This window comes from Halomonas organivorans (assembly GCF_014192055.1).
Taxonomy (GTDB): domain Bacteria; phylum Pseudomonadota; class Gammaproteobacteria; order Pseudomonadales; family Halomonadaceae; genus Halomonas; species Halomonas organivorans.
Genome location: NZ_JACHXM010000001.1, coordinates 144,538 through 165,098, shown reverse-complemented (window position 1 = coordinate 165,098; position 20,561 = coordinate 144,538). Strand labels below are relative to the sequence as shown.

18 protein-coding genes are annotated in these 20,561 nt (G+C 66.0%); 12 read left to right on the top strand and 6 right to left on the bottom strand.

The annotated features are described in order from the left end of the window. Window positions 1–31 precede the first annotated feature (31 nt). The gene (locus FHR96_RS00730; RefSeq protein ID WP_183385729.1) at window positions 32–925 is read left to right on the top strand and encodes a SphA family protein; all 894 of its coding nucleotides are present in this window, start codon (window positions 32–34) and stop codon (window positions 923–925) included. A gap of 121 nt (window positions 926–1,046) precedes the next feature. Here FHR96_RS00730 and FHR96_RS00725 read toward each other — a convergent pair whose 3' ends face one another. After that, the gene (locus FHR96_RS00725; protein WP_183385728.1) at window positions 1,047–2,048 is read right to left on the bottom strand and encodes an AraC family transcriptional regulator; all 1,002 of its coding nucleotides are present in this window, start codon (window positions 2,046–2,048) and stop codon (window positions 1,047–1,049) included. 351 nt (window positions 2,049–2,399) lie between these two features. On the opposite strand from FHR96_RS00725, the gene antA reads away from it, so the two are divergent. The 10 genes from antA to FHR96_RS00675 all read left to right on the top strand — a co-directional run bounded on the left by antA (window position 2,400) and on the right by FHR96_RS00675 (window position 11,995). Continuing rightward, window positions 2,400–3,788, top strand: a complete 1,389-nt coding sequence (gene antA, locus FHR96_RS00720; protein ID WP_183385727.1) for an anthranilate 1,2-dioxygenase large subunit — start codon at window positions 2,400–2,402, stop codon at window positions 3,786–3,788. A gap of 3 nt (window positions 3,789–3,791) precedes the next feature. Beyond that, entirely contained in the window at window positions 3,792–4,277 is a 486-nt protein-coding gene (gene antB / locus FHR96_RS00715) for an anthranilate 1,2-dioxygenase small subunit (protein WP_183385726.1), read from the top strand. Window positions 4,278–4,297: 20 nt separating this feature from the next. Beyond that, the gene (gene antC, locus FHR96_RS00710; protein WP_183385725.1) at window positions 4,298–5,314 is read left to right on the top strand and encodes an anthranilate 1,2-dioxygenase electron transfer component AntC; all 1,017 of its coding nucleotides are present in this window, start codon (window positions 4,298–4,300) and stop codon (window positions 5,312–5,314) included. An 88-nt stretch (window positions 5,315–5,402) separates the two neighbouring features. Then, window positions 5,403–6,524: a muconate cycloisomerase family protein gene (locus FHR96_RS00705; protein WP_183385724.1), complete on the top strand. Its 1,122-nt coding sequence runs from the start codon at window positions 5,403–5,405 to the stop codon at window positions 6,522–6,524. Window positions 6,525–6,559: 35 nt separating this feature from the next. Further along, window positions 6,560–6,850, top strand: coding sequence for a muconolactone Delta-isomerase (catC, locus tag FHR96_RS00700; protein WP_183385723.1), 291 nt, complete (start codon window positions 6,560–6,562; stop codon window positions 6,848–6,850). A gap of 65 nt (window positions 6,851–6,915) precedes the next feature. Continuing rightward, complete coding sequence (gene catA, locus FHR96_RS00695) at window positions 6,916–7,890, top strand: catechol 1,2-dioxygenase (protein WP_183385722.1); 975 nt, start codon at window positions 6,916–6,918, stop codon at window positions 7,888–7,890. A 73-nt stretch (window positions 7,891–7,963) separates the two neighbouring features. Continuing rightward, window positions 7,964–8,947: a TRAP transporter substrate-binding protein gene (locus tag FHR96_RS00690; RefSeq protein ID WP_183385721.1), complete on the top strand. Its 984-nt coding sequence runs from the start codon at window positions 7,964–7,966 to the stop codon at window positions 8,945–8,947. 53 nt (window positions 8,948–9,000) lie between these two features. After that, on the top strand, window positions 9,001–9,549 hold the full coding sequence (locus FHR96_RS00685) for a TRAP transporter small permease (protein WP_183385720.1): 549 nt from the start codon (window positions 9,001–9,003) through the stop codon (window positions 9,547–9,549). Next, a complete protein-coding gene (locus tag FHR96_RS00680) occupies window positions 9,546–10,808 on the top strand; it encodes a TRAP transporter large permease (RefSeq protein WP_183385719.1) in 1,263 nt (420 codons plus the stop codon). Before FHR96_RS00685 ends, FHR96_RS00680 begins: the two co-directional genes overlap by 4 nt. Window positions 10,809–10,813: 5 nt before the next feature. Beyond that, a complete protein-coding gene (locus FHR96_RS00675; RefSeq protein ID WP_183385718.1) occupies window positions 10,814–11,995 on the top strand; it encodes an alpha/beta hydrolase in 1,182 nt (393 codons plus the stop codon). Between the two features lie 133 nt (window positions 11,996–12,128). On the opposite strand, the gene FHR96_RS00670 is transcribed toward FHR96_RS00675, so the two are convergent. The 3 genes from FHR96_RS00670 to FHR96_RS00660 all read right to left on the bottom strand — a co-directional run bounded on the left by FHR96_RS00670 (window position 12,129) and on the right by FHR96_RS00660 (window position 16,112). Further along, the gene (locus FHR96_RS00670) at window positions 12,129–13,550 is read right to left on the bottom strand and encodes a YfcC family protein (protein WP_246392693.1); all 1,422 of its coding nucleotides are present in this window, start codon (window positions 13,548–13,550) and stop codon (window positions 12,129–12,131) included. A gap of 61 nt (window positions 13,551–13,611) precedes the next feature. Next, window positions 13,612–14,874 (bottom strand): allantoate amidohydrolase, encoded by a 1,263-nt coding sequence (locus FHR96_RS00665; protein ID WP_183385717.1) that lies wholly within the window; start codon window positions 14,872–14,874, stop codon window positions 13,612–13,614. A 392-nt stretch (window positions 14,875–15,266) separates the two neighbouring features. Continuing rightward, a complete protein-coding gene (locus FHR96_RS00660; protein WP_183385716.1) occupies window positions 15,267–16,112 on the bottom strand; it encodes a FadR/GntR family transcriptional regulator in 846 nt (281 codons plus the stop codon). Window positions 16,113–16,347: 235 nt separating this feature from the next. Here FHR96_RS00660 and FHR96_RS00655 point away from each other — a divergent pair, with 235 nt between their 5' ends. Next, window positions 16,348–17,016 carry a DUF1028 domain-containing protein gene (locus tag FHR96_RS00655; RefSeq protein ID WP_183385715.1) on the top strand — a complete coding sequence of 223 codons (669 nt, stop codon included), beginning with the start codon at window positions 16,348–16,350 and terminating at the stop codon, window positions 17,014–17,016. A gap of 383 nt (window positions 17,017–17,399) precedes the next feature. Here FHR96_RS00655 and FHR96_RS00650 read toward each other — a convergent pair whose 3' ends face one another. Together FHR96_RS00650 and FHR96_RS00645 are read right to left on the bottom strand one after the other, a co-directional pair. Next, the gene (locus FHR96_RS00650; protein WP_183385714.1) at window positions 17,400–18,704 is read right to left on the bottom strand and encodes an OprD family outer membrane porin; all 1,305 of its coding nucleotides are present in this window, start codon (window positions 18,702–18,704) and stop codon (window positions 17,400–17,402) included. A 197-nt stretch (window positions 18,705–18,901) separates the two neighbouring features. Further along, window positions 18,902–20,350, bottom strand: a complete 1,449-nt coding sequence (locus tag FHR96_RS00645; RefSeq protein WP_183385713.1) for a M20 family metallopeptidase — start codon at window positions 20,348–20,350, stop codon at window positions 18,902–18,904. Window positions 20,351–20,561: the final 211 nt, after the last annotated feature.

Sequence of the window (20,561 nt, the reverse complement as noted above, 5' to 3'; positions counted from 1 at the left end):
GAATCAGAACAACAACGTATGGATGACTTTCATGACACATGTTCAGAAAGGCGTTGCGCTCGGTATCGCCGGGCTGGTGCTGTCGCTGGCAACGGCCGCCCAGGCAACCGAGGGGGGCGGCTCGAGCTACCCCATGGGAGCCGAGAACTACCTGATGGGAGCCCTGCCGCCGCCGGGATTCTACTCGCTGTTCTATGCCAACCACTATGCCGCCGATGACTTCCGGGACGACGACGGCGACAGCCTGCCGATGGATTTCCGCCTGCGTGCCGACGTGCTGGCGCCGCGGCTGCTGTGGGTGACCGAGCAGCGCCTCCTCGGCGGTCAGCTGGCCTTCGCCGCGCTGCTGCCGCTGGTGGACCTGGAGGTTTCGGTCAACGGCGTGCACGACAGCAATCGTGGCCTTGGCGATGTCGACCTGACCGCGGCACTGGCCTATCACCACAGTCCCACGCTGCACAGTGCCTTCGGCGTCGACCTGATCGCCCCCACTGGTGACTATGAGGCCGGAGAACTGGCCAACATCGGCCGCAACTACTGGACGGTGCAGGGCGTCTATGCCGCCTCTCGGATCGATCCGGCTGGCCTCAACTGGGACATCAAACTGATGTACGACTACAACTTCGAGAACGAGGATACCGACTACCGTTCCGGCCAGGAGCTGCATGCCGACTATGCCCTCGGTTACGGCATCCATCCGAACTGGGTGGTGGGAGTTGGCGGTTATGCGTACAAGCAGATCACCGGTGATCGGCTCAACGGCGTGGATATCGGCAACGAGGGGCAGGCTTTCTCCATCGGCCCGTCCATCAAGCTAGACGCCGGCCAGGGCGCCTTCGTGGCGCTGAAGTACGAGCGGGAGTTCTTCGTCGAGAACCGCCCGGAGGGCGACGCCTGGTGGATCAAGGCGGCCTGGCCGCTCTAACGCCGAGTAGCAGGTGAGAATGACAAGGGCACGGGCCGTCGTTGATGGCTTGTGCCCTTTCTCGTTGGAGGGCATGAAAGTGCCAGCCGAGGCGCCTGTGGCGGGTGCCGGGTGGCTCACATCAGTGCTGGATCGCCACGCCCTGGCTGGTGAAGCGACCGATGGCCTGTGAGGGCCGTTCGCCGAAGCGCTTCTGGTAGTCCTTGGAGAAGCGGCCGAGCTGCAGGAAGCCGCAGTCCATGGCGATGCTGGAAACGCTTTCGCGCAGGCCGGCATGTTCGAGGCGACGCTTCACCCAATCGAAGCGCAGGTTGCGGAAGTGGGCGATGGGAGTGGTACCGAAGTGGGAATGGAAGTCCTGGTAGAGGCGTTCCCGGGACACTCCGGAGGCCCTCTCGAGATCTTCGAGCGTGAGCGGCTGGTCGAGGGATTCACGCATCATGGCGTCGAGCTGGTTGAGGTACCCCGGACGCTCCTGCTGGCGGCCGAGCAGCTCTCCCGAGTAGTTGTGAGGCTGGGCGTAGAGCAGGCTGGTGATCAAGCTGCTCTCGAAGTTGCCCCAGACTTCCGGCAGGTCGCACAGCGAGCCCTCCGCGCCGAGCAGATCCTGCAGGTGGGCGACGGTCTTCCACCAGTCGCCGAGGTGGCCTTCGAGCGGCATCCGTGGGTCGAAGACCACCGGTGCTGTCACCTTGCGGCCTAGCAGCTGGCCGAGGCGGTGATGCACGGCCTCGCGAGAAAGACGCACCAGCTGCTTGCGACAGTCGTCGCCGATGTCCAGGTGCAGCGGCTGATTCGGGGAGATGATCGCCCCCACCCGAGTGTCCGAGGAGAATTCCTGCCGCGCGTATTCGATGTGCTGCTCGCCGGACAGCGGCAGGCTGATGCTGTAGCTGTGGGCCAGGTCGTCGACCCGGATGTTGACTCGGGTCGAATACTCGATGATGCCGAGAGCCACGTTGCCGAGCGCCGTGCCTTCGTGTCGGAAGGCCAGCTCCCGTGGCTTCGGGACCTCGAGCTCATGTGGGCCGTTGATGCCGCGCATCCAGCGACAGGCATCGTCGGGCTCGTGGATCAGGGTGGCGATCCGTTGCCGGGAAGATGCTTGGGGCATCAGTGTCATACGGTCTCCTCGCCTCCCGGGCCTGGCCGCTGGTCACGGCTTCTCGTTGCTTGTGTCGGGCCCAGCATTGGAGGCTGAAATGTTCGCCTGTCGGTATTAAGTGCGTAATGCGAACTTTGTTGTTGGAGTATAGCACCTTTATGCCATATCTCGATCCGCCTGGGGCTTGGCGCGAGCGGCTTTTCGCCGATGTTGCGACCAAAGTCTAGCCGCCTCGGGCCGGCCTGGCAGGCGGAGGACAGGGCGGCGCCGAAAAAGTGCATAGCGTTGGCCGAAGAAGCGAATAGTGGCCGGGGAGGAGCCTACTTAAGTTGGATCACACCACGACAAGCAACAAGACGGTGATGACCGATGACAGCACAACGCTCTATCCCCGAGTGGCAGCAATTCGTCGAGAACTGTCTCGATTTCCGCCCCGATGACGGGGTCTACCAGATGGCTCGGGAGATGTTTACCGACGAGGCCCTGTTCGATCTCGAGATGGAACTGATCTTCGAGAAACAGTGGATCTTCGCTTGCCACGAGAGTCAGATCCCCAACAACAACGACTTCATCACCATGCAGGCCGGTCGCCAGCCGATGATCATCGCGCGCGACGGCAAGGGTGAGCTGCGGGCGCTGGCCAACACCTGCCAGCACCGTGGCGCGACCCTGGTGCGCACCGAGTGCGGCAACCAGTCCACCTATACCTGCCCCTTCCACGCCTGGTGCTACAAGTCGGATGGTCGTCTGGTCAAGGTCAAGGCGCCGAGCGAGTACCCGGCGGACTTCGACAAGTCGAGCCGCGGCCTCAAGCAGGCTCGCATCGAGAGCTACAAGGGCTTCGTCTTCATCAGCCTCGACGCCGAGGGCACCGACAGCCTGGAGGACTTCCTCGGCGACACCCGGCTGTTCTTCGACATGATGGTCGAGCAGGCCGAGGACGGTGAGCTGGAGGTGCTGCCGGGCAAGTCCACCTACACCTTCAACGGCAACTGGAAGCTGCAGAACGAGAACGGCCTGGACGGCTATCACGTCAGCACCGTGCACTACAACTACGTGTCCACGGTGAAGCATCGCCGCGAGCTCGAGGCTCAGAAGCACGGCGACAGCGGCGACACCCTCGACTACAGCAAGCTCGGTGCCGGCGACAAGGATACCGACGACGGCTGGTTCTCCTTCACTAACGGCCACAGCCTGCTGTTCAGCGACATGCCCAACCCGCAGGTGCGGCCCGGTTACGCCACCGTGATGCCGCGGCTGCTCGAGCAGCATCCCCAGGAGCGTGCCGAGTGGACCATGCACCGGCTGCGCAACCTGAACATCTACCCGAGCCTGTTTTTCATGGACCAGATCAGCTCGCAGCTGCGCATCGTGCGCCCGGTGGCCTGGAACAAGACCGAGGTCATCAGCCTGTGCCTGGGCGTGAAGGGCGAGTCCGACGCCGACCGCGAGAACCGTATCCGCCAGTTCGAGGACTTCTTCAACGTCTCCGGCATGGGCACCCCCGACGACCTGGTGGAGTTCCGCGAGCAGCAGCGCGGCTTCCAGGCCCGCGCCTCCCGCTGGAGTGATATCTCGCGAGGCCATGAGCAGTGGCAGTACGGCGAGACCCACAACAGCCAGGTGCTCGGCATCCAACCGGTGATCACCGGCACCGAGTTCACCCACGAGGGGCTCTACGTCAACCAGCACGGCACCTGGCAGCGGCTGCTGCTCGAGGGCCTCGAAAAGAAAGCACTCAAGCTCCAGGAGGTGTAAGCCATGACTCTTCAGCAATCCATCGAGCAGTTCATGTACCGCCTGGCCGAGCTCTGCGATGACCGTGACTGGGACGGCTATATCGAGCAGTTCGCGCCGGAGTGTGAGTTCCATATCCCGCAGTGGAAGAACGAGTACGAGCTCACCCGCGATCCCAAGCGCGAGATGTCGCTGATGTACTACGCCGACCGCACCGGCATCGAGGACCGCGTCTTCCGCCTGCGCACCGGCAAGTCCGCGGCCTCCACGCCGCTGCCGCGCACCCTGCACCTGATCGACAACGTGCGCTGCACCGAGCAGGGCGACGGCATCGTCCAGGTGCGGGTCAACTGGGTGACCCACTTCTACCGCTTCGGCGAGAGCGGCCATTTCTTCGGCACCGCCGACTACACCCTGCGGGGCGAGGGCGACGGCTGGAAGGTCCTGCGCAAGCACACCGTGCTGCTCAACGACAAGATCGATTCCGTGCTGGATTTCTACCACGTCTGAGTTTCGCTGGAGGGCGAGTCATGCATAACACAGCCGCCATCGTCTTTCGGGACGGCACCACACGCTTCGTCAAGGTCGACGATAACGAGCTGCTGATGGACGCCGCCCAGCGTCACGGGGTCAACCTGCCGGTGGACTGCCGGGAGGGCGTCTGCGGGACCTGTCGTTGCCTGCGCGAGGCCGGTGAGGTCGACGTCGAGTACATCGACGAGGAAGCGCTGAGCGAGGAAGAGGTCGCCGAAGGCCACGTGCTGGCCTGTCAGACCCGCCTTCGCTCCCCCAACGCCTCTTTCTACTTCGACGTGGACTCCAGCGTGTGCAGCGTGGCCACCGAGGTCTTTGATGCCACCGTGAGCGCCGTGGAGCAGGTATCCGATGCCGCCGCCATCCTCGAGGTCACCCTCGACGATCCCGCCAAGGCGCTGCAGTACCTGCCCGGGCAGTATGCGCGCCTCGAGGTGCCGGGTTCCGACCAATGGCGGGCCTACTCCTTCGCCACCTCGTCGGCGAAGGACGGCCAGCTGCGCTTCCTGATTCGCCTGCTGCCCAGCGGGGTGATGAGCGACTACCTGCGCGAGCGCGCCAAGCCGGGCGATGCGATCTCCCTGGAGGCCCCGCTGGGCGCCTTCTACCTGCGCGAGGTGGAGCGCCCCCTGCTGATGGTCGCCGGTGGCACCGGGCTCTCGGCCTTCCTCGGCATGCTGGAGCGGTTCGAGGAATCGGGCGAGACCGATCAACCGATCCGGCTGTGCTACGGCGTGACCCAGGAAGCCGACCTCAGCGAGCTCGATCGCCTGGATCGCTTCACCGAAGTGCTGCCCGATTTCGCCTACGAGACGGTAGTGATGAACCCCTCCGAGGCCTGGCAGGGCAAGACGGGCGTGGTCTGCGATCTCTTCGATCTCGATTTCCTGGCCCAGTCCTTCGACGCCTACCTTTGCGGACCACCGCCGATGATCGAGGCCTCGAAGCAGTGGCTCGCCGAGCGCGAGGTCGGCGAGCACCGGGTGTTCTTCGAGAAGTTCGTCTCGAGCTGACCACTGCAGTCGGGTGGTGTCCCGCCTGGCACCAGCGACTTTCATTGCATGCAAGCGGCGCCCCGAGGCGAGCCGCCTGGAGACTTTCATGTCCGACACCCTGATCCACGAGATCGAGACCCTGCTGGTCGACCTGCCGACCATCCGCCCCCACAAGCTGTCGATGACCACCATGGCCTGCCAGACCATGGTCATCATCCGTCTGCGCCTGTCCGACGGCACCGAGGGGCTGGGCGAGGCCACTACCATTGGTGGCCTGTCTTATGGCCCGGAGAGCCCCGAGGGCATCAAGCAGACCATCGACACCTACCTGGCGCCGCTGCTGATCGGCCAGCCGTCGCACAACCTCAACGCCCTGCGAGCGTGCCTGGATCGCCATGCCCGCGGCAACAGCTTCGCCAAGTCGGGGCTCGAGACCGCGCTGCTCGACGCCGAGGGCAAGCGCCGCGGCCTGTCGGTGGCCGAGCTGCTGGGCGGCGCCCGCCACACGCATCTGCCGGTGCTGTGGACCCTGGCCAGCGGCGACACCCAGAAGGATATCGACGAGGCCTTCCAGCGCCTCGAGGAACGCCGCCACTGCGACTTCAAGCTCAAGATCGGCGCCAACCCGGTGGACCAGGACGTGCGCCATGTCGCGGCGATCAAGGCGGCGCTGGGCGATCGGGCCAGCGTGCGCGTCGACGTCAACCAGGCCTGGGACGAGGCCACCGCGGCCCGCGGCATCGACGCCCTGGAGGCCGCCGGCATCGACCTCATCGAGCAGCCGATCCCGGCCCGGGAGTTCGCCGGCCTGACCCGGCTGGCCCAGCGGTTCGTGGTGCCGATGCTGGCCGACGAGGCGGTCCATGACGCCCGCGACGGCTTCACCCTGGCCGCCGGCGGCTTCGGCGATGCCTTCGCCTTGAAGATCGCCAAGGCCGGTGGACCGCGCAGCGTGCTGGAACTGGCCCATGTGGCTCAGGCTGCCGGCGTCGGCCTGTACGGCGGCACCATGCTCGAGGGCACCATCGGCACCGCCGCTTCGCTGCACGCCTGGGCGACCCTGCCAGAGATGACCTGGGGCACCGAGATGTTCGGCCCGTTGCTGCTCAAGGACGACATCGTTGCCGAGCCGCTGCGTTACCACGAGTTCGGCGTCGACCTGCCGGCTGGTCCCGGCCTCGGCATCGCCCTCGACGAAGACAAGCTGACCCACTATTCGCGCAAGTAAGTCCGGACGCTGCGACTGAGAGAGAGGAAAGAATCATGCTGTTCCAGGTGGAAATGACAGTGAAACTGCCGCCGGAGATGCCGGCCGAACGGGCCGCCGAGATCAAGGCGACCGAGAAGGCCTACTCCCAGGAGCTGCAGCGCGCCGGCAAGTGGCGCCACCTGTGGCGGGTGGCCGGCAGCTACTCGAACGTCAGCATCTTCGACGTCGAGGACAACGCCGAACTGCAGGAGCTGGTCAGCAACCTGCCGCTGTTCCCCTACATGGAGATCCGCGTCAAGCCGCTGTGCCGGCATCCCTCGTCGATCCGCGACGACGACTCCTGAATCACGGTGGACGCCGGGCATGCGCGCCGGCCGTCACACAGACGACAACAACCGAGGAAACGACCATGACCGTGAAGATCTTCGACACTCCCGACGTCCAGGACTTCCTGAAGGCCGTCAGCGGCTTCGACAAGGACGGCGGCAACGAGCGCGCCAAGCAGATCATGCATCGCCTGCTCTCCGACCTGTATCGGCTGATCGACGACTTCGACGTCAGCCCCGAGGAATTCTGGAGCAGCGTCAGCGTGCTCAACGCGCTCGGCCAGGGCACCCAGTTCGGCCTGCTGGCCCCGGGGCTCGGCTTCGATCACTACCTGGACATGCGCCTGGACGCCGCCGACGCCGAGGCCGGCCGCACCGGCGGCACGCCGCGCACCATCGAGGGCCCGCTGTACGTGGCCGGCGCCCCCGAGCTCCAGGGCAGCGGGCGCATGGACGACGGCAGCGACACCGACGGCGAGGCGATGTGGCTGACCGGCCAGGTGCGCGACACCGACGGCCAGCCGGTCGCCGGGGCCAAGGTGGAGATCTGGCACGCCGACTCCAAGGGCGGTTACTCCTTCTTCGATCCGTCCCAGAGCGAGTACAACCTGCGCCGCTCGATCATCACCGACGCCGAGGGCCGCTACGCGGTGCGCAGCATCGTCCCCTCCGGCTACGGCGTGCCGGAAGGCGCGCCCACCGATCAGGTCCTCAAGGCCCTGGGTCGCCACGGCCAGCGCCCGGCGCATATCCACTACTTCGTCTCCGCCCCGGGGCACCAGCACCTGACGACCCAGATCAACCTGGCCGGCGACCCCTACACCTTCGACGACTTCGCCTTCGCCACCCGCGAGGAGCTGGTGGTCGAGGGCCGGCGCATCGAGGATGCCGCCACCATCGAAGCACGCGGCTTCGAAGGCCCTTTCACCGAGGTGGTGTTCGACGTCGCGCTGTCGGCGACCAATGCCGCCGAGTTGCAGCACCGCCACAAGCGCCCGCGGGCCAAGGAAGACGCGCAGGACCAGGCCAGCCAGCAGGCGGCCGCGGCCAAGGTGTAACGTTTCCCGCGTTGATGGCCGGCCCTCCGGGGCCGGTTACATTAGGCATGACTACAACAACAGAGGCACTCTGATGAATAAGCTCAAGACCCTGATGACGGCCGCCGTGGCGGCTTCGCTTTCCGTCACCGCCTTCACCGCCCAAGCACGCGACTTCCGGCTCGGCCTGATCACGCCGCAGTCGCACATCTGGACCCAGGAGGCCCAGGGGTTCGCGGACGACCTGGCCGAGCGTTCCGACGGCGAGCACAGCGTCAGCATCTTTCCCGCCCAGCAGCTCGGCACCGAGGCGCAGATGGTCCAGCAGCTCCAGGCCGGCTCCCTGGACATGGCCTTCCTGACCATCGCCGAGATCTCCAACCGCATCCCCGACTTCGGCGCCCTCTATGCGCCCTTCCTGGTGGAGGACATCGACCAGGCCGCGGCATTGCTGCGCTCCGACACCGCCGCCGGCCTGCTGGAGCAGATGCCGGCCCGCACCGGCTTGGTGGGGGTGGGCTACGGCATGGCCGGCATGCGCCAGATACTCAGCCGCGAACCCATCGAGTCCGCCGAGGACCTGAGTGGGCTCAAGGTGCGCATCACGCCCTTCGACCCGATCCGCGACTTCTACGCCGCGGCCGGGGCTGCGCCCACGCCGCTGCCGCTGCCCGCGGTCTACGATGCCCTGGCCAACGGCCAGGTCGATGCCATCGACATGGATTACGATTCCATCCGGCTGCTCAAATTTTATGAGCAGGCCGATAACCTGGTGGTTTCCAACCACATGATATTCCCCATGGTGGCGGTGGTCTCTGGGCGCGTCTGGGCGCAGCTCGACGAAGCGGATCGCGAGCTGATCCGAGCCAGCATGGCCGAGCACGCCGACAACGTCATGGCTCGCTTCCAGGAGCATCACGCGGCCTGGGGCGAGGACCTGCGCCAGCAGGACATCACCGTTACCGAGATCGATCCCGCCTTCTTCGCCGAGGCTGTCGAGAAGTGGGAGGGCGTCTGGGCGCCCAAGGCCCCGTCGCTGGCCAAGCTGCGCGAAACGGCCGCCGAGCTGGCCGACTGACCCCGTCCACCTGTCATTGCCCCGGCTCGGCGCCGGGGCGTCCGGAGGCCGTCATGTTCAAACGACTCTCGTCCGGCATCGCCCGCTGTGAGGGGGCTATCGCGGCGGTACTGGCGGCGCTGGTCACCCTGCTGATCCTGCTCAACATCGCCACCCGCGCCCTCGGCCATGCCCTCTATTGGACCGACGAGCTGGCCATCCACGCCATGATCTGGATGACCTTCTTCACCACCTCGGCGACGCTCAAGCGCCGCGAGGGCGTCGCCGTGACCCTGCTGCTCGATGCCCTGCCGGCGGGCCTGCGGCGCCTGCTGGCGCTGGTCGTCGATGCGCTGGTGCTGTTCTTCGCACTGTTCCTGGCCGTGTTGTGCTGGCGCTGGTACGACCCGGTGACCCTGTGGTCCAGCGGCTTCGATATCCAGGCCTTCCAGGGTGAGACCTTCAACTTCATGTACTCCGAGACCTCACGCACGCTGGGCATTCCCAAGTTCTGGGTCTGGCTGTGCCTGCCCATCTTCGCCGTCTCGCTCGCCCTACACGCCCTGGTCAATCTGGGCGAGGGGCTCAGGAACCTGGCCGCCGCGCCGAGGAGGTACGCATGACACTCGTCGTCTTCGCTGCGCTGCTGCTGGGTGCGGTGCCCATCGCGCTGGTGCTGGCGCTCACCGCCGCCTGGTACATCGCCGACTCGGGCAACACTTTGCTGTTCGCCTCCTATCCCCAGCAGCTCTACGGCGCCATCGAGAACTACGGATTGCTCGCGATTCCGCTGTTCATGCTGGCCGGCGAGCTGATGAACGAGGGTGGGCTGACCCGGCGGTTGATCGACCTGGCGCGGATCCTGGTCGGCGGCTTCCGCGGCGGGCTGGTGTACATCAACCTGGTGGCCAACATGATGATGGCGGCCATCGTCGGCTCGGCGGCTTCGCAGATCGCCATCATGTCCCGGGCCATGGTCCCGGCCATGGAGGAGGAGGGCTACGACAAGCCCTTCGCCGCGGCGATCACCGCCGCCGGCGGGCTACTGTCGCCGATCATCCCGCCGTCGATGCTGTTCGTGCTCTACGGGGTGATGGCCCAGGTGCCGATCGCCGACATGTTCATTGCCGGGATCCTGCCGGGGCTCATGATGGGCGGGCTGTTCTTCCTGGCCATCGCCGCGGTGGGCCTGGTGCAGCAGTACCCGCGCGGCCAGTGGCCGAACCGCGCCCAGGCCCGGCGCTTCCTGCTGATGGGCCTGCCGGCGATGAGCATCCCCTTGATCATCATCGGTGGCATCCTCGCCGGGCTGGCCACCCCCACCGAGTCGGCGGCACTGGCCTCGCTGGCGGCGCTGCTGATCGGCCGCTACGTCTACCGCGACCTGACCTTCGCCCGCCTGCCCGAGATCCTCAAGCGCACCGCCTTCAACGCCGGCCTGGTGATCATGCTGATCGCCGCCGCCGGGGTGTTCGGCTGGGTGATCGTCTACGAGGAACTGCCGCAGATGGCCGCCGCCTGGATCGCCGGGATGACCGACGACCCCTTCGCCTTCCTGCTGCTGGTGGTGGGCATCCTGCTGCTGGTAGGGATGATCGTCGATGGCATCGCTGCGCTGATACTGGTGGTGCCGATTCTGCTGCCGATCGCCCAGCAGCAGTTCGATATCAGCGCCTACCAGTTCGGGGTGGTGGTTTGTCTGACCCTGGTGCTGGGCCTGCTGACGCCGCCAGTAGGCGCGGGGCTGTATATCGGCTCGTCGATGACCGGGGTGCCGCCGATGCGGATCTTCCGTGCACTGTGGCCCTTTCTGTTGATGAGCCTGTTGGCCCTGGTGCTGCTGGCCTGGCAGCCCTGGCTGACGTTGGTGCTGATCGGATGACCGACATGACGACGACGACCCTGCGAGCCGAGTCGGCCCTGCACGACGACACTGCGGCGGCCATGTTGGACGCCTATCGCGAGGCAGTGGTGGCGTTGCTTGGCCGCTTCAAGGCCGAGCGACGCTCGCCGGCTGAGATATCGCGGTTGACCGTGACCTCGCCAGGCGGCTGTCTGGATCCCTGCGACCCGGCCTGTGATCGCCTCTGGCGCGAGGTCTTCGGCGGTTTCAAGCCGGTGGAGTTCATGACCGAGTCGGCGTCGGCGCCGCGGGTGACGTTGACCTTGGCACTGGATCAGGGGGCGACAGCGTCACCGCGTGACGAGCCGGTCTGGCACGGCCTGACCCCGGCCGAGGTCAATGCGGCCTACAGCGCCCGAGCGGCCGTACCTGATCATCTCGATATCTTCGCCCGTTGGCGGAAGGCCGGCGAGCGTTTCCTGGCGGCCCATGAGGTCCAGCAGGACCAGGCCTATGGCGACGCCCCGGAGCAGTGCCTCGACTTCTTTCCCGCGTCTCGGCCGGATGTTCCACTGCTGGTGTTCATCCACGGCGGCTACTGGCAGGCCATGGACAAGGCCGAGCACGCGCCCTTGATCGAGGGCCATCTCGACGCCGGCTGGGCGGTGGCGCTGCTCAACTACCGGCTGTGTCCGGAGGCGACGATCACCGACCAGGTCGAGGACGTACGCCTGGCGTTGCGTCATCTCTGGCATCGGGCCGAGCGCTATGGCGTCGACCGGTCGCGGATCCAGGTTTGCGGCCACAGCGCTGGCGGCCACCTGGGGGCCTGCCTGGCAAGCACCGACTGGCCGGCCCTGGACCCGGCCATGCCCGCCGCTCCGCTGCATTCGGCGCTGCTGGTCAGCGGGCTGTTCGAGCTCGAGCCGATGCGCCACATGAGCTTCAGCCATCTGCTTGGCCTGCCCGACGCCGACACGGCCCGGGCGCTGAGCCCCATGTTCGACACGCCCAATCCCGGCCTGCGCCTGCACCTGGCCGTGGGGGCGCAGGAGAGCGAGGAATTCTACTGGCAATCCAGGGCGCTCGCCGAGCGCTGGGGCGCCGATCTCGAGGGCATCGCGGTCTCTCGGGTGCCCGGCACCCACCACTTCTCGGTGATGGAAACCCTGGCCGACGGCGAGCTGCTGGCGGCATCGCGGGCGCTGATGGCGCCCCGGGGTTGATCGGTCGGCGACGGTCGGCAACGCAAAGTGGAGCAAGAAGCAAGAAAAGGGGCGAGCGCCGTCATGGACGCTCGCCCCGTTCGTGATGGCCATCGGCCCCGGACCGGGAGATCTCCCGGCCCGGCAGTCGAACTCAGTAGCCCAGGTAGTAACCGGCGATCAGCGCCACCCAGCACATGGCGTAGACCAGCACCATCAGCGGCATGATCACTCGCAGCCACTGGGCGTAGGAGACCCGGCCCAGGGCCAGCATCGCCAGGGTGCCGCCGGAGGTGGGCACGATGAGGTTGGTCAGGCCGTCGCCCACCTGGAAGGCGGTGATCATCAGCTGGCGGCTCATGTCGATCAGGTCGGCCAGCGGGATCAGGATCGGCATGGTCACCAGCGCCTGGCCCGAGCCGCTGGGCACGAACAGGTTGATGATGCCCTGGATGATGCTGGCGGCCACCGCCGCCAGGGCGGTCGGCATGTCGCCCACCAGTCCGCTCAGGCCGTGGACGATGGTGTCGATGATCTGAGCGTCCTTGAGGATGACCTGGATCGACGCCGCCACCCCGATCACCAGCGCGCCGGCGGTGACGGTGGAGGCCCCCTCCATCATCTGCTTGACCAGCTCGTTGGCGCCCAGGCCGTTGGCGAAGCCGATCACGATCGCCATCAGCAGGAACATGCCGGCGATCTCGTTGATGTACCAGTCGCGGGTGAACACCCCGATCAGCATGATCACCAGGCCGGCCACGAAGATGCCCAGAGTCATCAGGTCGCGGCGCGTCAGGGTGTAGTCCTCGAGCCGCTTGGTGAGCTCGGCGGGCTGGTCGTCGCGATAGTCGATGTGGACCACGTAGCGGCAGATGAAGGCGCTCAGAGTGGCCAGGCAGCCGACCACCATCAGGGTCCTCAGCCCCCAGCCGGAGAAGGTGGGCAGCTCGCCGATGCCCTGCGCCACCCCGACGGTGTAGGGGTTGATCGGCGAGAGAGCGAAGCCGATCCCGATGCCGCCGACGGCCATGGTCACGCCGACCAGCCGCGAGCAGCCGATCGCCGTGGCGATCAGCACGCCGATGGGCACCAGGGCGATGTTGTTCTCGAAGCCGACGGCCACGCCGAAGAAGCCATAGATGAAGGTGCCGGCGACGATGATCAGGTTGCGGCTGCGAGCACTGTTCTCGGCGCCGACCCGGTGGACGGCGACGCCGATGGCGTTCTCCAGGGCCCCGGTGCGCTGCAGGATGTGGAAGAGCCCACCGGCGATGAAGACGATGAACAGGTACTGCGAGGCGGCGATCAATCCCTCGGGGATGGCCACGAAGATGTCGAAGACATGGAGGTTGGCCACGTCCGCGAGATAGCGGAAGGAGTCTGGAATGACCGACGTCCTGCCGTTGTCGAGCATTTCGCGCTGGTACTCGCCGGCCGGCACGATGAAAGTCATCAGGTAGGCGGCCACCAGGATCAGGAAGATCAGGACCATCGGGTCCGGCACGCGCTGGTACCACTTTTGCGCGGTCGATGCCGATGGTGCCGAGGTCTGGGTATGTTGTTGGGATTGGCTCATGGTCGACCCTCGGAGCGTTGTCGGTGTTGTCGTGTGGGGTGGAACGAATCGGGGATGGGTGTCACACCGCCGCGTGGCGCTTGGCCAGGCGGTGGCAGACGTGGACCAGGACCTCGACGGCGGCCGTCAGGTCCTCGGGTTCGATGGCCTCGCCGGGATGGTGGCTGATACCCCCTTCGCAGCGCAGGAAGAGCATGCCGATGTCGCACAGCGAGCGCATGGCCAGGCCGTCATGCCCCGCGCCGCTGAACAGCACCCGCGGCGGGAGGCCACTGTCGCGCACGGCGCCCTGCAGCTCCTCGGAGAGCCAGGCGGAGCACTGTACGGCGGATTGCTCGTAGGTCAGGGCATGATCGAACCCCAGGCGGGAGGCGGTCAGCGCGCTGTCGATGCGCTCGAGCAGCGTGTCCCGCGCCTTCCGGCGGATCTCGTCACGAGGCGAGCGCAGCTCGATGGAGAGGGTGGTGGTCTGGGGAATGACGTTCACCCCATTGGGGGCGTTCTCGATCTTGCCCACCACGCCGACCAGGTCGTCGGTCTCCCGGCACAGGGTGTCCACCTGGCGGATCACCTCGGCGGCGCCGACCAGGGCGTCCTGGCGCACGTGCATGGGCACCGTGCCGGCATGGCCGGCCAGGCCCTGGATGGTCAGTCGATGGCGCTCGATGCCGGTGATGGCGCTCACCACGCCGACCGGCAGGTCTTCGAGCTCGAGCTGGGGGCCCTGCTCGATATGGACCTCGAGGAAGGCGAGGACCTCCTCGGGGGCATAGCGATCCTCGGCGATGCGTTCGGGGCGGCAGCCGAAGGCCTCGAGGGCCTCGCGCAGCGTCACGCCGTCGTCGTCGCTGGCCTCCAGCATGGCGTCGTCGAAGCTGCCGGCGAGCACCTTGGAGCCCAGCAGCGTCGAGCTGAAGCGCGTGCCTTCCTCGTCGCTGAAGGCCACCACGTCGATATGGAAGGGCAGCTCGATGGCGTGGTCCTGGAGATACTTGATCAGCGCCAGCGGCAGGATCACGCCCAGGATGCCGTCGTACTTGCCGCCATGGGGCACGGTGTCCTGGTGCGAGCCGAGCAGCAGCGTGCGGGCGCCAGGCGTCGCGCTGGCATGCCGACCGATCAGGTTGGCACCGTTGTCCATCCGCACCGCCATGCCGAGCTCGCGCATCCAGCCGCCCAGGGCCTCCAGCACGTCGCGGTGCTCCGGCGTCGCGCAGCGCCGGGTGACGCCCTCGCGGTCCGGGTCCCGGGTTTCACTGAAGCGGGCCACCGTTTCCAGCCACTGCCAGGCCTGCCGGGCGGCCGGTTCGTATGAATGACTCATGGACTCCCCTTGCCGAGGCGGCCGGAGGGGCATCGCCAAGGCGCCGTTAATTTATCATGATAAATAGAGGCTAGCGGGGCCCGACGAAGGCTGTCAATCGCTGCCAGATGCCTTTCGGAGGCACCGATTCGCTCCCGAGCGGGCGGAATCGGGAAAAAACAATTTGTTATGATAAATTTTCGGGAATGACAGCTCGGCGGACTACGACGATGGTCTAGTCATCCGGTGCCCCAGGACGGCAGGCGGGGAAGAGGCAAGGGAAGAAGGAAGTGGGGAAGTAGGGAAGAGGCGAGTGAAACAACAGTAAGGAGGGCACCTGCGCATCGCTCGGCTCGCTCCTTGGCGTGCCCCGAGCACCGGTTGTTCCAGGGGCTCGGAAGATTCGGTAGCGGCTAGCGTGAGGGCGCCGTGGAGGGATCGATGGCGTTGGACAGGTCGCGCAGCGCAAGGTATTCGCGGCTAGGGGATTCGCCCGCGGTGTCGTCGGCCCGGAAGAAGGCCTTGTCGAGGGTGGCTTCCCGCGCTTCCATCAGCGCCTGGGCGGCCTGCATGTGCTCGGTCATGATGTGTCGCGCTCGGTCGATGTCGTCATCGCGCAGGGCGTCGAGCAGCCGGCGCTGGAAGTCGTAGCCGCGCTGGCGCAGCTCCGGGTAGGGCTGCTCGTAGATGCGCTGGCAGGTGGTCAGGCTCATCAGCAGGCGGATCATGAAGCGGCACATCAGCGCCAGCAGCGGATTGGGGCAGTAATCCACCAGCACCAGGTGGAACTCCAGCTCCTTGATGCGCTGGGTGCGTTCCTCCTCCAGCGAGGCGGGGGGATGGGTGTAGTAGGCCATCACCGCCTCCAGGCGCTGGAAGGCGTCGTCGTCCAACACGCCTGCGAGGCTCGCCACCATGGCGGGCTGGAGCTGCTTGCGGACCTCGTAGATGTCGTGGATGGTCGGTGGGCGAAAGAAGAAATAGTTGCCCAGCAGCTCCATGGCCCGATCGTCGCTCACCTCGCAGATGAAGGCGCCGCCGCCGGGGCCGGTGCGGGTCTGGATCAACCCCTGGGCCGCCAGGCCACGCAGCGCCTCGCGAATGGTGCCCTTGGAGGCATCCAGCGCTTCGACCAGGTGGGACTCCTGGGGCAGGCGATCGCCCGGGGCGAGGCCGTGGCGGGCGATGTATTCCTTGATCGCCTCGCCGATGACCTCGGGGCGGGCACGGCGTGCGGCGTGTCGTGGTGACTGGCTCATCACTCTCCTTGCGGTGGGGCGGGGCCGGTCGACGGCCATGGGTTCCAGGCTGACCGAGGCGGGCGGGCCGCTGTCGGAGCCGACTGGCCCGATGATCCGGCTTCTCCGATACGCTGTCCAGATGGGCCCTCGTTCCGGCGGCGATTGTCGCCGACCCGAATGCCATGGTATTTGTCATGATAAATATTCGAGACGCTTAGCGCCGATGCCGCCGGGCTTCTCAAAGGAGTGTGCCATGACTTTTAGCCTGATCGCTCTGGATCGCGACCGTCAGACCTTAGGAATCGCCTGCGCCACGGGCGGCCCCGCCCTCGGCGGCTTCGTGCCGCACCTACATGCCGGCGTCGGTGCCGCCATCACCCAGGGTTACAGCACCAACGTGATGGCCGCCGAACGCGGCCTGGCACGGCTCGCCGCCGGTGAGGCGGTGACCTCGGCGGTGGCCGAGCTGCGCCGCGAGGACGACGGCGAGGCCTGGCGCCAGCTGGCGCTGATGGATGGTCGCGGCGAGGTGGCGGGCTGGACCGGGGAGAGCAACGTGCCGGTCTGCGATCTGCATCTCGAGACCGGCCTGGCGGTGGCGGGCAACATGCTGGGCAGCGACGAGGTGGTGCCAGCGATGCTCGCGGCCTATCGCCAGGCGATGGCCGCCGGTGAGGCGCTGGCCGAAGCGCTGCTGGACGCCCTGGTGGCGGGCCAGCGGGCTGGCGGCGACCGGCGCGGGCTGGTGTCGGCGGCGCTCAAGGTACGCGCCCCCGGCGGTCTGCCCCTGGACCTGCGCATCGACCACTCGGACGAGGCAGTGACGGCGCTGGTCGAGCTGCATCAGCGGATCCAGGCTGACCAGAACTTCCAGGCCTTCCTGGCGCGCCTGCCTACCGACGAGGCGCCGGATCGGTACTAGAGCGGCACGCTATACCCGAGGGTGTTACCCCGTGAATCGTGGCCCCGAGTGTGCCCGGCACCCATTACTTTTCGGGATTGAGGCCCTGGCTGGCGGCGAGCTGCTGTCGGCCTCGCGGGCGCTGATGGCCGCCTGATGCCAAGGATCGTGCGTCTACCGTTTTCACTTGAGGCCTCGCCGATCACCCGGGATAGCACGGAAACGAACAGGGCGAGCGTCCATCGCGGATGCCCGCCCTTGTCGTTTGGCTTGGTCATGACGGGGTGGGATAATTCCCGGCCTGGCAGCCGAGCTCAGTAGTCTACGCGAGGCGTAGTGGTGAGCATCGCCGATCTGTCCTGCATCCAGCTATTGGCGCCCTGAAGGGCGTCGCATCGTCTCGATCAGAACGTGTAGCGGTAGGTCAGATATAGTCGATCGGTGTCATGGGTGATGAATCCCGACGCCGCGTAGGTCAGCGTCTTATCGCTGCCCGGAGCCGGCTTGCCGAGGGTCTCGAAATCGATATGCAGCCAGGCCAGCGACAGGCCATCCAGTGCGCCGGAGAAGCGATACCGCAGCATGCTCAGGAACTCTCGGCGTGAGAAGTCCTGGTAGCCGTCGGCCGAATCGGAGAAGGCGTAGTGGCCATCCCACCGCAGGCCCTCGAGCCCTAGTGGAGAAAGGTCGAGGCCGCCGCTGACTTTCCACATGGCTTCGCCCGCCAGCCCGAACCAGTAGAAGTTCTTGGCTTCGCTGTCCCAGGTGCCGTGATCCTCGGCGAACAGGGTGCGGTCGTAGTTGTCGCCGTCGACCCGGGTGTAGGCGAGCCCCAGATACTTGTCCGGCAGCCGCCAGGTGAGCGAGGCCTCGTCATAGAGGGCGTCATGGGAGTCCTCCGCCTGGTAGCGACGCGGCACGCCCTGCGTCTCGAACAGGTTGCCGCCATCGCGCTGTGAGCCATGGGCCAGGCTCATCGACAGCGTCGAATCCAGCGGCAGCGCGAGGTCATGGCTGAGTCCGAAGAACGACTCGTCGAGGTAGTCGCGGGCCGTCAAGTATTCGGTCTCGAACGTAACGTCGCCCGGCAGGTCGACGCTCAGGCCGGCCAGCTCCACTCGGTTGATGGACTGGCCGTCGAAGGTGGCCAGGTCGTCGCCCCAGCTGGACTCATCGCGCGGGCTGAAGCGGTCGATGCGGGCTGCATAGAGGCTAAGGTCGCGGAAGTCGTAGGCGACGTCGTATCCTATCGACGAGGCGGGCAGGATGCGCGTGGTGTTGTCGGCGTACAGGTGATAGTCACGGCTCTTCTTGCCCCAGCCCAGGCGCAGGCGGTTGCCCTCGTCGCCGAGGCGCAGCTTCAGATAGGCCGTGGTCGGGGTGGAGATCGAGTGCGGGTCCTGAACGTCATCGTCGGCGGAGAGGTTGGTGATGCTATCGGCCCCGTTGCCGATATGCAGGGCATCGGCGACGCCGTAGCCGAGATCGAGGCCGATGACATCACGATAGAAGCCTGACTGGTAATCGACCAGCACTCCCTGGACCCATTCATCGCGGGTCGGGCCGGTGCCCGAATCGGGGTCGGCATTGAAGTAATACTGGCGATATTCCAGCTTCGCGTGGCCCTCGGAGAGGAAGTTGTCGGCAAGGGCGAGGGTGGGAGCAATACCCAGGATCAGGATGCTGCCTTTCAGCATATGGGGGGACATGGCGACCTCTTGTTGTGAGTTGTCGTTATGGTTGGTCCGTGGAGTGGCGTCCTCCAGGACGCACGTGGTCGGGGCGGTTCACCGTGAACCGCCCTTGAGCTGCTCTTGATGGGGAAGTAGGCAGGCGCCGTCGATCGGTCTTGCCGGGGCATGCCTCCTCGGGGTGAAGGCGACTCTTGGTGTCTGGGGCAACGCCGCTAGGCGTCGAGTGGCGCTTCCCGGCAGGTGTCCATGCGCTCGGCGAGGCCTCGGCTGCTGGGTTCGCCTAGGTCCCAGAAAATGCCGGCCGCCAGCTTTATACCTTCCTCGACGATGTTCTCGAGCAGGTGCTCGTCGGGCGCATGCTGTTTGCACGAGGGGTACGAGTGGGGGAGCCACACGGTGGGCAACCGCAGGACGTCGGAGAAACAGTGGTTGGGAATGGTGCCGCCCAGATTGGGCAGGACAGAAGGCGTCTCTCCCAGGCTATCGGCGGCGGAGCGGGTGACGAACTCGACCCATGGGTGCGCCGGGTCGAGCCGGGTAGCCGCGTATCCGCCCGCATGCTGCACTTCGATGTGGCCCAGCCCCTGGGCGTCGAGATGCTCCCTGAGGTTGCGCTCCACCGCCTGCCAGTCGGTGCCCTTGACGAATCTCAGCTGCAGGATCGCCTCGGCCCGTTCCGGAATCGCCCCGACCGGCTTGTCGGTCCGGCCGGCGCTGAAGCCGACGATCTCGAGGGTGTTGGTGCCGTAGAGGCGTTCGCCATCCGTCAGGCCCGCTTCGCCCCAGGCCGGGTTTACCTCCGGGTCGCCGTCGCTGCCGCCCACGGGGAGGTCGCGGATGAGCCGGGCGACGTCGTCCGGGATCTCCGGTGCCCTGAGGAAGTCGGCCAGTATCTTGCCCGTGGGCGAGATCAGCGTCGCGACGGCATTGGCAAGCTCGGCCGCCGGATTGGTGATGATGCCGCCCCAGTTGCCGGAATGGCGGGCGCCGTTGCCCGGGTCGGCGATCAGCCGGAACTGCACGACCCCGCGCGATCCCAGGAAAAGGGTCGGCATGTCGTGCCGGATCCGTGGGCCATCCGAGGCCAGGAACAGGTCGGATGCCAGCTCTTCCCGGTAGGCCTTGCAGACTTCCTCGAGGCCGGGAGAGCCGATCTCCTCGCTCATCTCGAAGAGCATCTTGATGTTGTAGCCCAGGGTGCCCTTGCGAGCCTCGATGACGGATTCCAGGGCGGCCAGGTTGATGCTGTGCTGCCCCTTGTTGTCGGCGGAGCCTCGGCCGTAGATGCGCCCCTTCTCGAAGGTGGTGGACCAGGGCGACAGATCGCCCGACCACAGCTCATCCTGTCCACTGGTGACATCCCCGTGGCCGTAGGTCAGCAGCGTGGGCAGTTCGGAGTCCTCGATCCGATGGCCTATCAGAAGGGGAGGATGGCCGGGCTTGGGGTTTTCAATGATCCGGCAGGAAAATCCCATGCCTTCCAGACTGGGCGCGATGTCATCGGTCAGGTAGCGACGTAGCTGTTCAGCACATGACGGGTCTTGACTGACAGTCTGTCGGGAGATACGCCTCTCGAGTAGTTTGTATAGCTGCCCCGTGGAAACCTTGGTGGCCGCCAGGTGGATGGCAAGGTCTCTTCCATAAAAGTGTTGGTGATTCATTCGCCGTCCTTTCTGATGTTTGTCATAGTTGTTTGGGATAATTTTAGGATAATCCTTGTCTGCTGTTGCAACAATGATTAATATTTCAATGAGGTGTTCTAATTAATGTAATTCAGGGTCGATCCTTGAGCTCATCGAGATATTGGTTGTGGGCGTTATAGAAGGTTGGTTGAGGAATATAACGGACAATATGGTCGTTGAGGTTCATTAT

Bases quoted from the DNA above. Each gene is read 5' to 3' on its own strand.
- FHR96_RS00655 (WP_183385715.1), top strand. From the start codon at position 16,348: ATGACTTTTAGCCTGATCGCTCTGGATCGCGACCGTCAGACCTTAGGA.
- FHR96_RS00725 (WP_183385728.1), bottom strand. From the start codon at position 2,048: ATGACACTGATGCCCCAAGCATCTTCCCGGCAACGGATCGCCACCCTG.
- antA (WP_183385727.1), top strand. From the start codon at position 2,400: ATGACAGCACAACGCTCTATCCCCGAGTGGCAGCAATTCGTCGAGAAC.
- FHR96_RS00660 (WP_183385716.1), bottom strand. From the start codon at position 16,112: ATGAGCCAGTCACCACGACACGCCGCACGCCGTGCCCGCCCCGAGGTC.
- FHR96_RS00690 (WP_183385721.1), top strand. From the start codon at position 7,964: ATGAATAAGCTCAAGACCCTGATGACGGCCGCCGTGGCGGCTTCGCTT.
- FHR96_RS00675 (WP_183385718.1), top strand. From the start codon at position 10,814: ATGACGACGACGACCCTGCGAGCCGAGTCGGCCCTGCACGACGACACT.
- antB (WP_183385726.1), top strand. From the start codon at position 3,792: ATGACTCTTCAGCAATCCATCGAGCAGTTCATGTACCGCCTGGCCGAG.
- FHR96_RS00670 (WP_246392693.1), bottom strand. From the start codon at position 13,550: ATGAGCCAATCCCAACAACATACCCAGACCTCGGCACCATCGGCATCG.
- FHR96_RS00685 (WP_183385720.1), top strand. From the start codon at position 9,001: ATGTTCAAACGACTCTCGTCCGGCATCGCCCGCTGTGAGGGGGCTATC.
- FHR96_RS00650 (WP_183385714.1), bottom strand. From the start codon at position 18,704: ATGTCCCCCCATATGCTGAAAGGCAGCATCCTGATCCTGGGTATTGCT.
- FHR96_RS00730 (WP_183385729.1), top strand. From the start codon at position 32: ATGACACATGTTCAGAAAGGCGTTGCGCTCGGTATCGCCGGGCTGGTG.
- FHR96_RS00645 (WP_183385713.1), bottom strand. From the start codon at position 20,350: ATGAATCACCAACACTTTTATGGAAGAGACCTTGCCATCCACCTGGCG.
- catA (WP_183385722.1), top strand. From the start codon at position 6,916: ATGACCGTGAAGATCTTCGACACTCCCGACGTCCAGGACTTCCTGAAG.
- antC (WP_183385725.1), top strand. From the start codon at position 4,298: ATGCATAACACAGCCGCCATCGTCTTTCGGGACGGCACCACACGCTTC.
- FHR96_RS00680 (WP_183385719.1), top strand. From the start codon at position 9,546: ATGACACTCGTCGTCTTCGCTGCGCTGCTGCTGGGTGCGGTGCCCATC.
- FHR96_RS00665 (WP_183385717.1), bottom strand. From the start codon at position 14,874: ATGAGTCATTCATACGAACCGGCCGCCCGGCAGGCCTGGCAGTGGCTG.
- catC (WP_183385723.1), top strand. From the start codon at position 6,560: ATGCTGTTCCAGGTGGAAATGACAGTGAAACTGCCGCCGGAGATGCCG.
- FHR96_RS00705 (WP_183385724.1), top strand. From the start codon at position 5,403: ATGTCCGACACCCTGATCCACGAGATCGAGACCCTGCTGGTCGACCTG.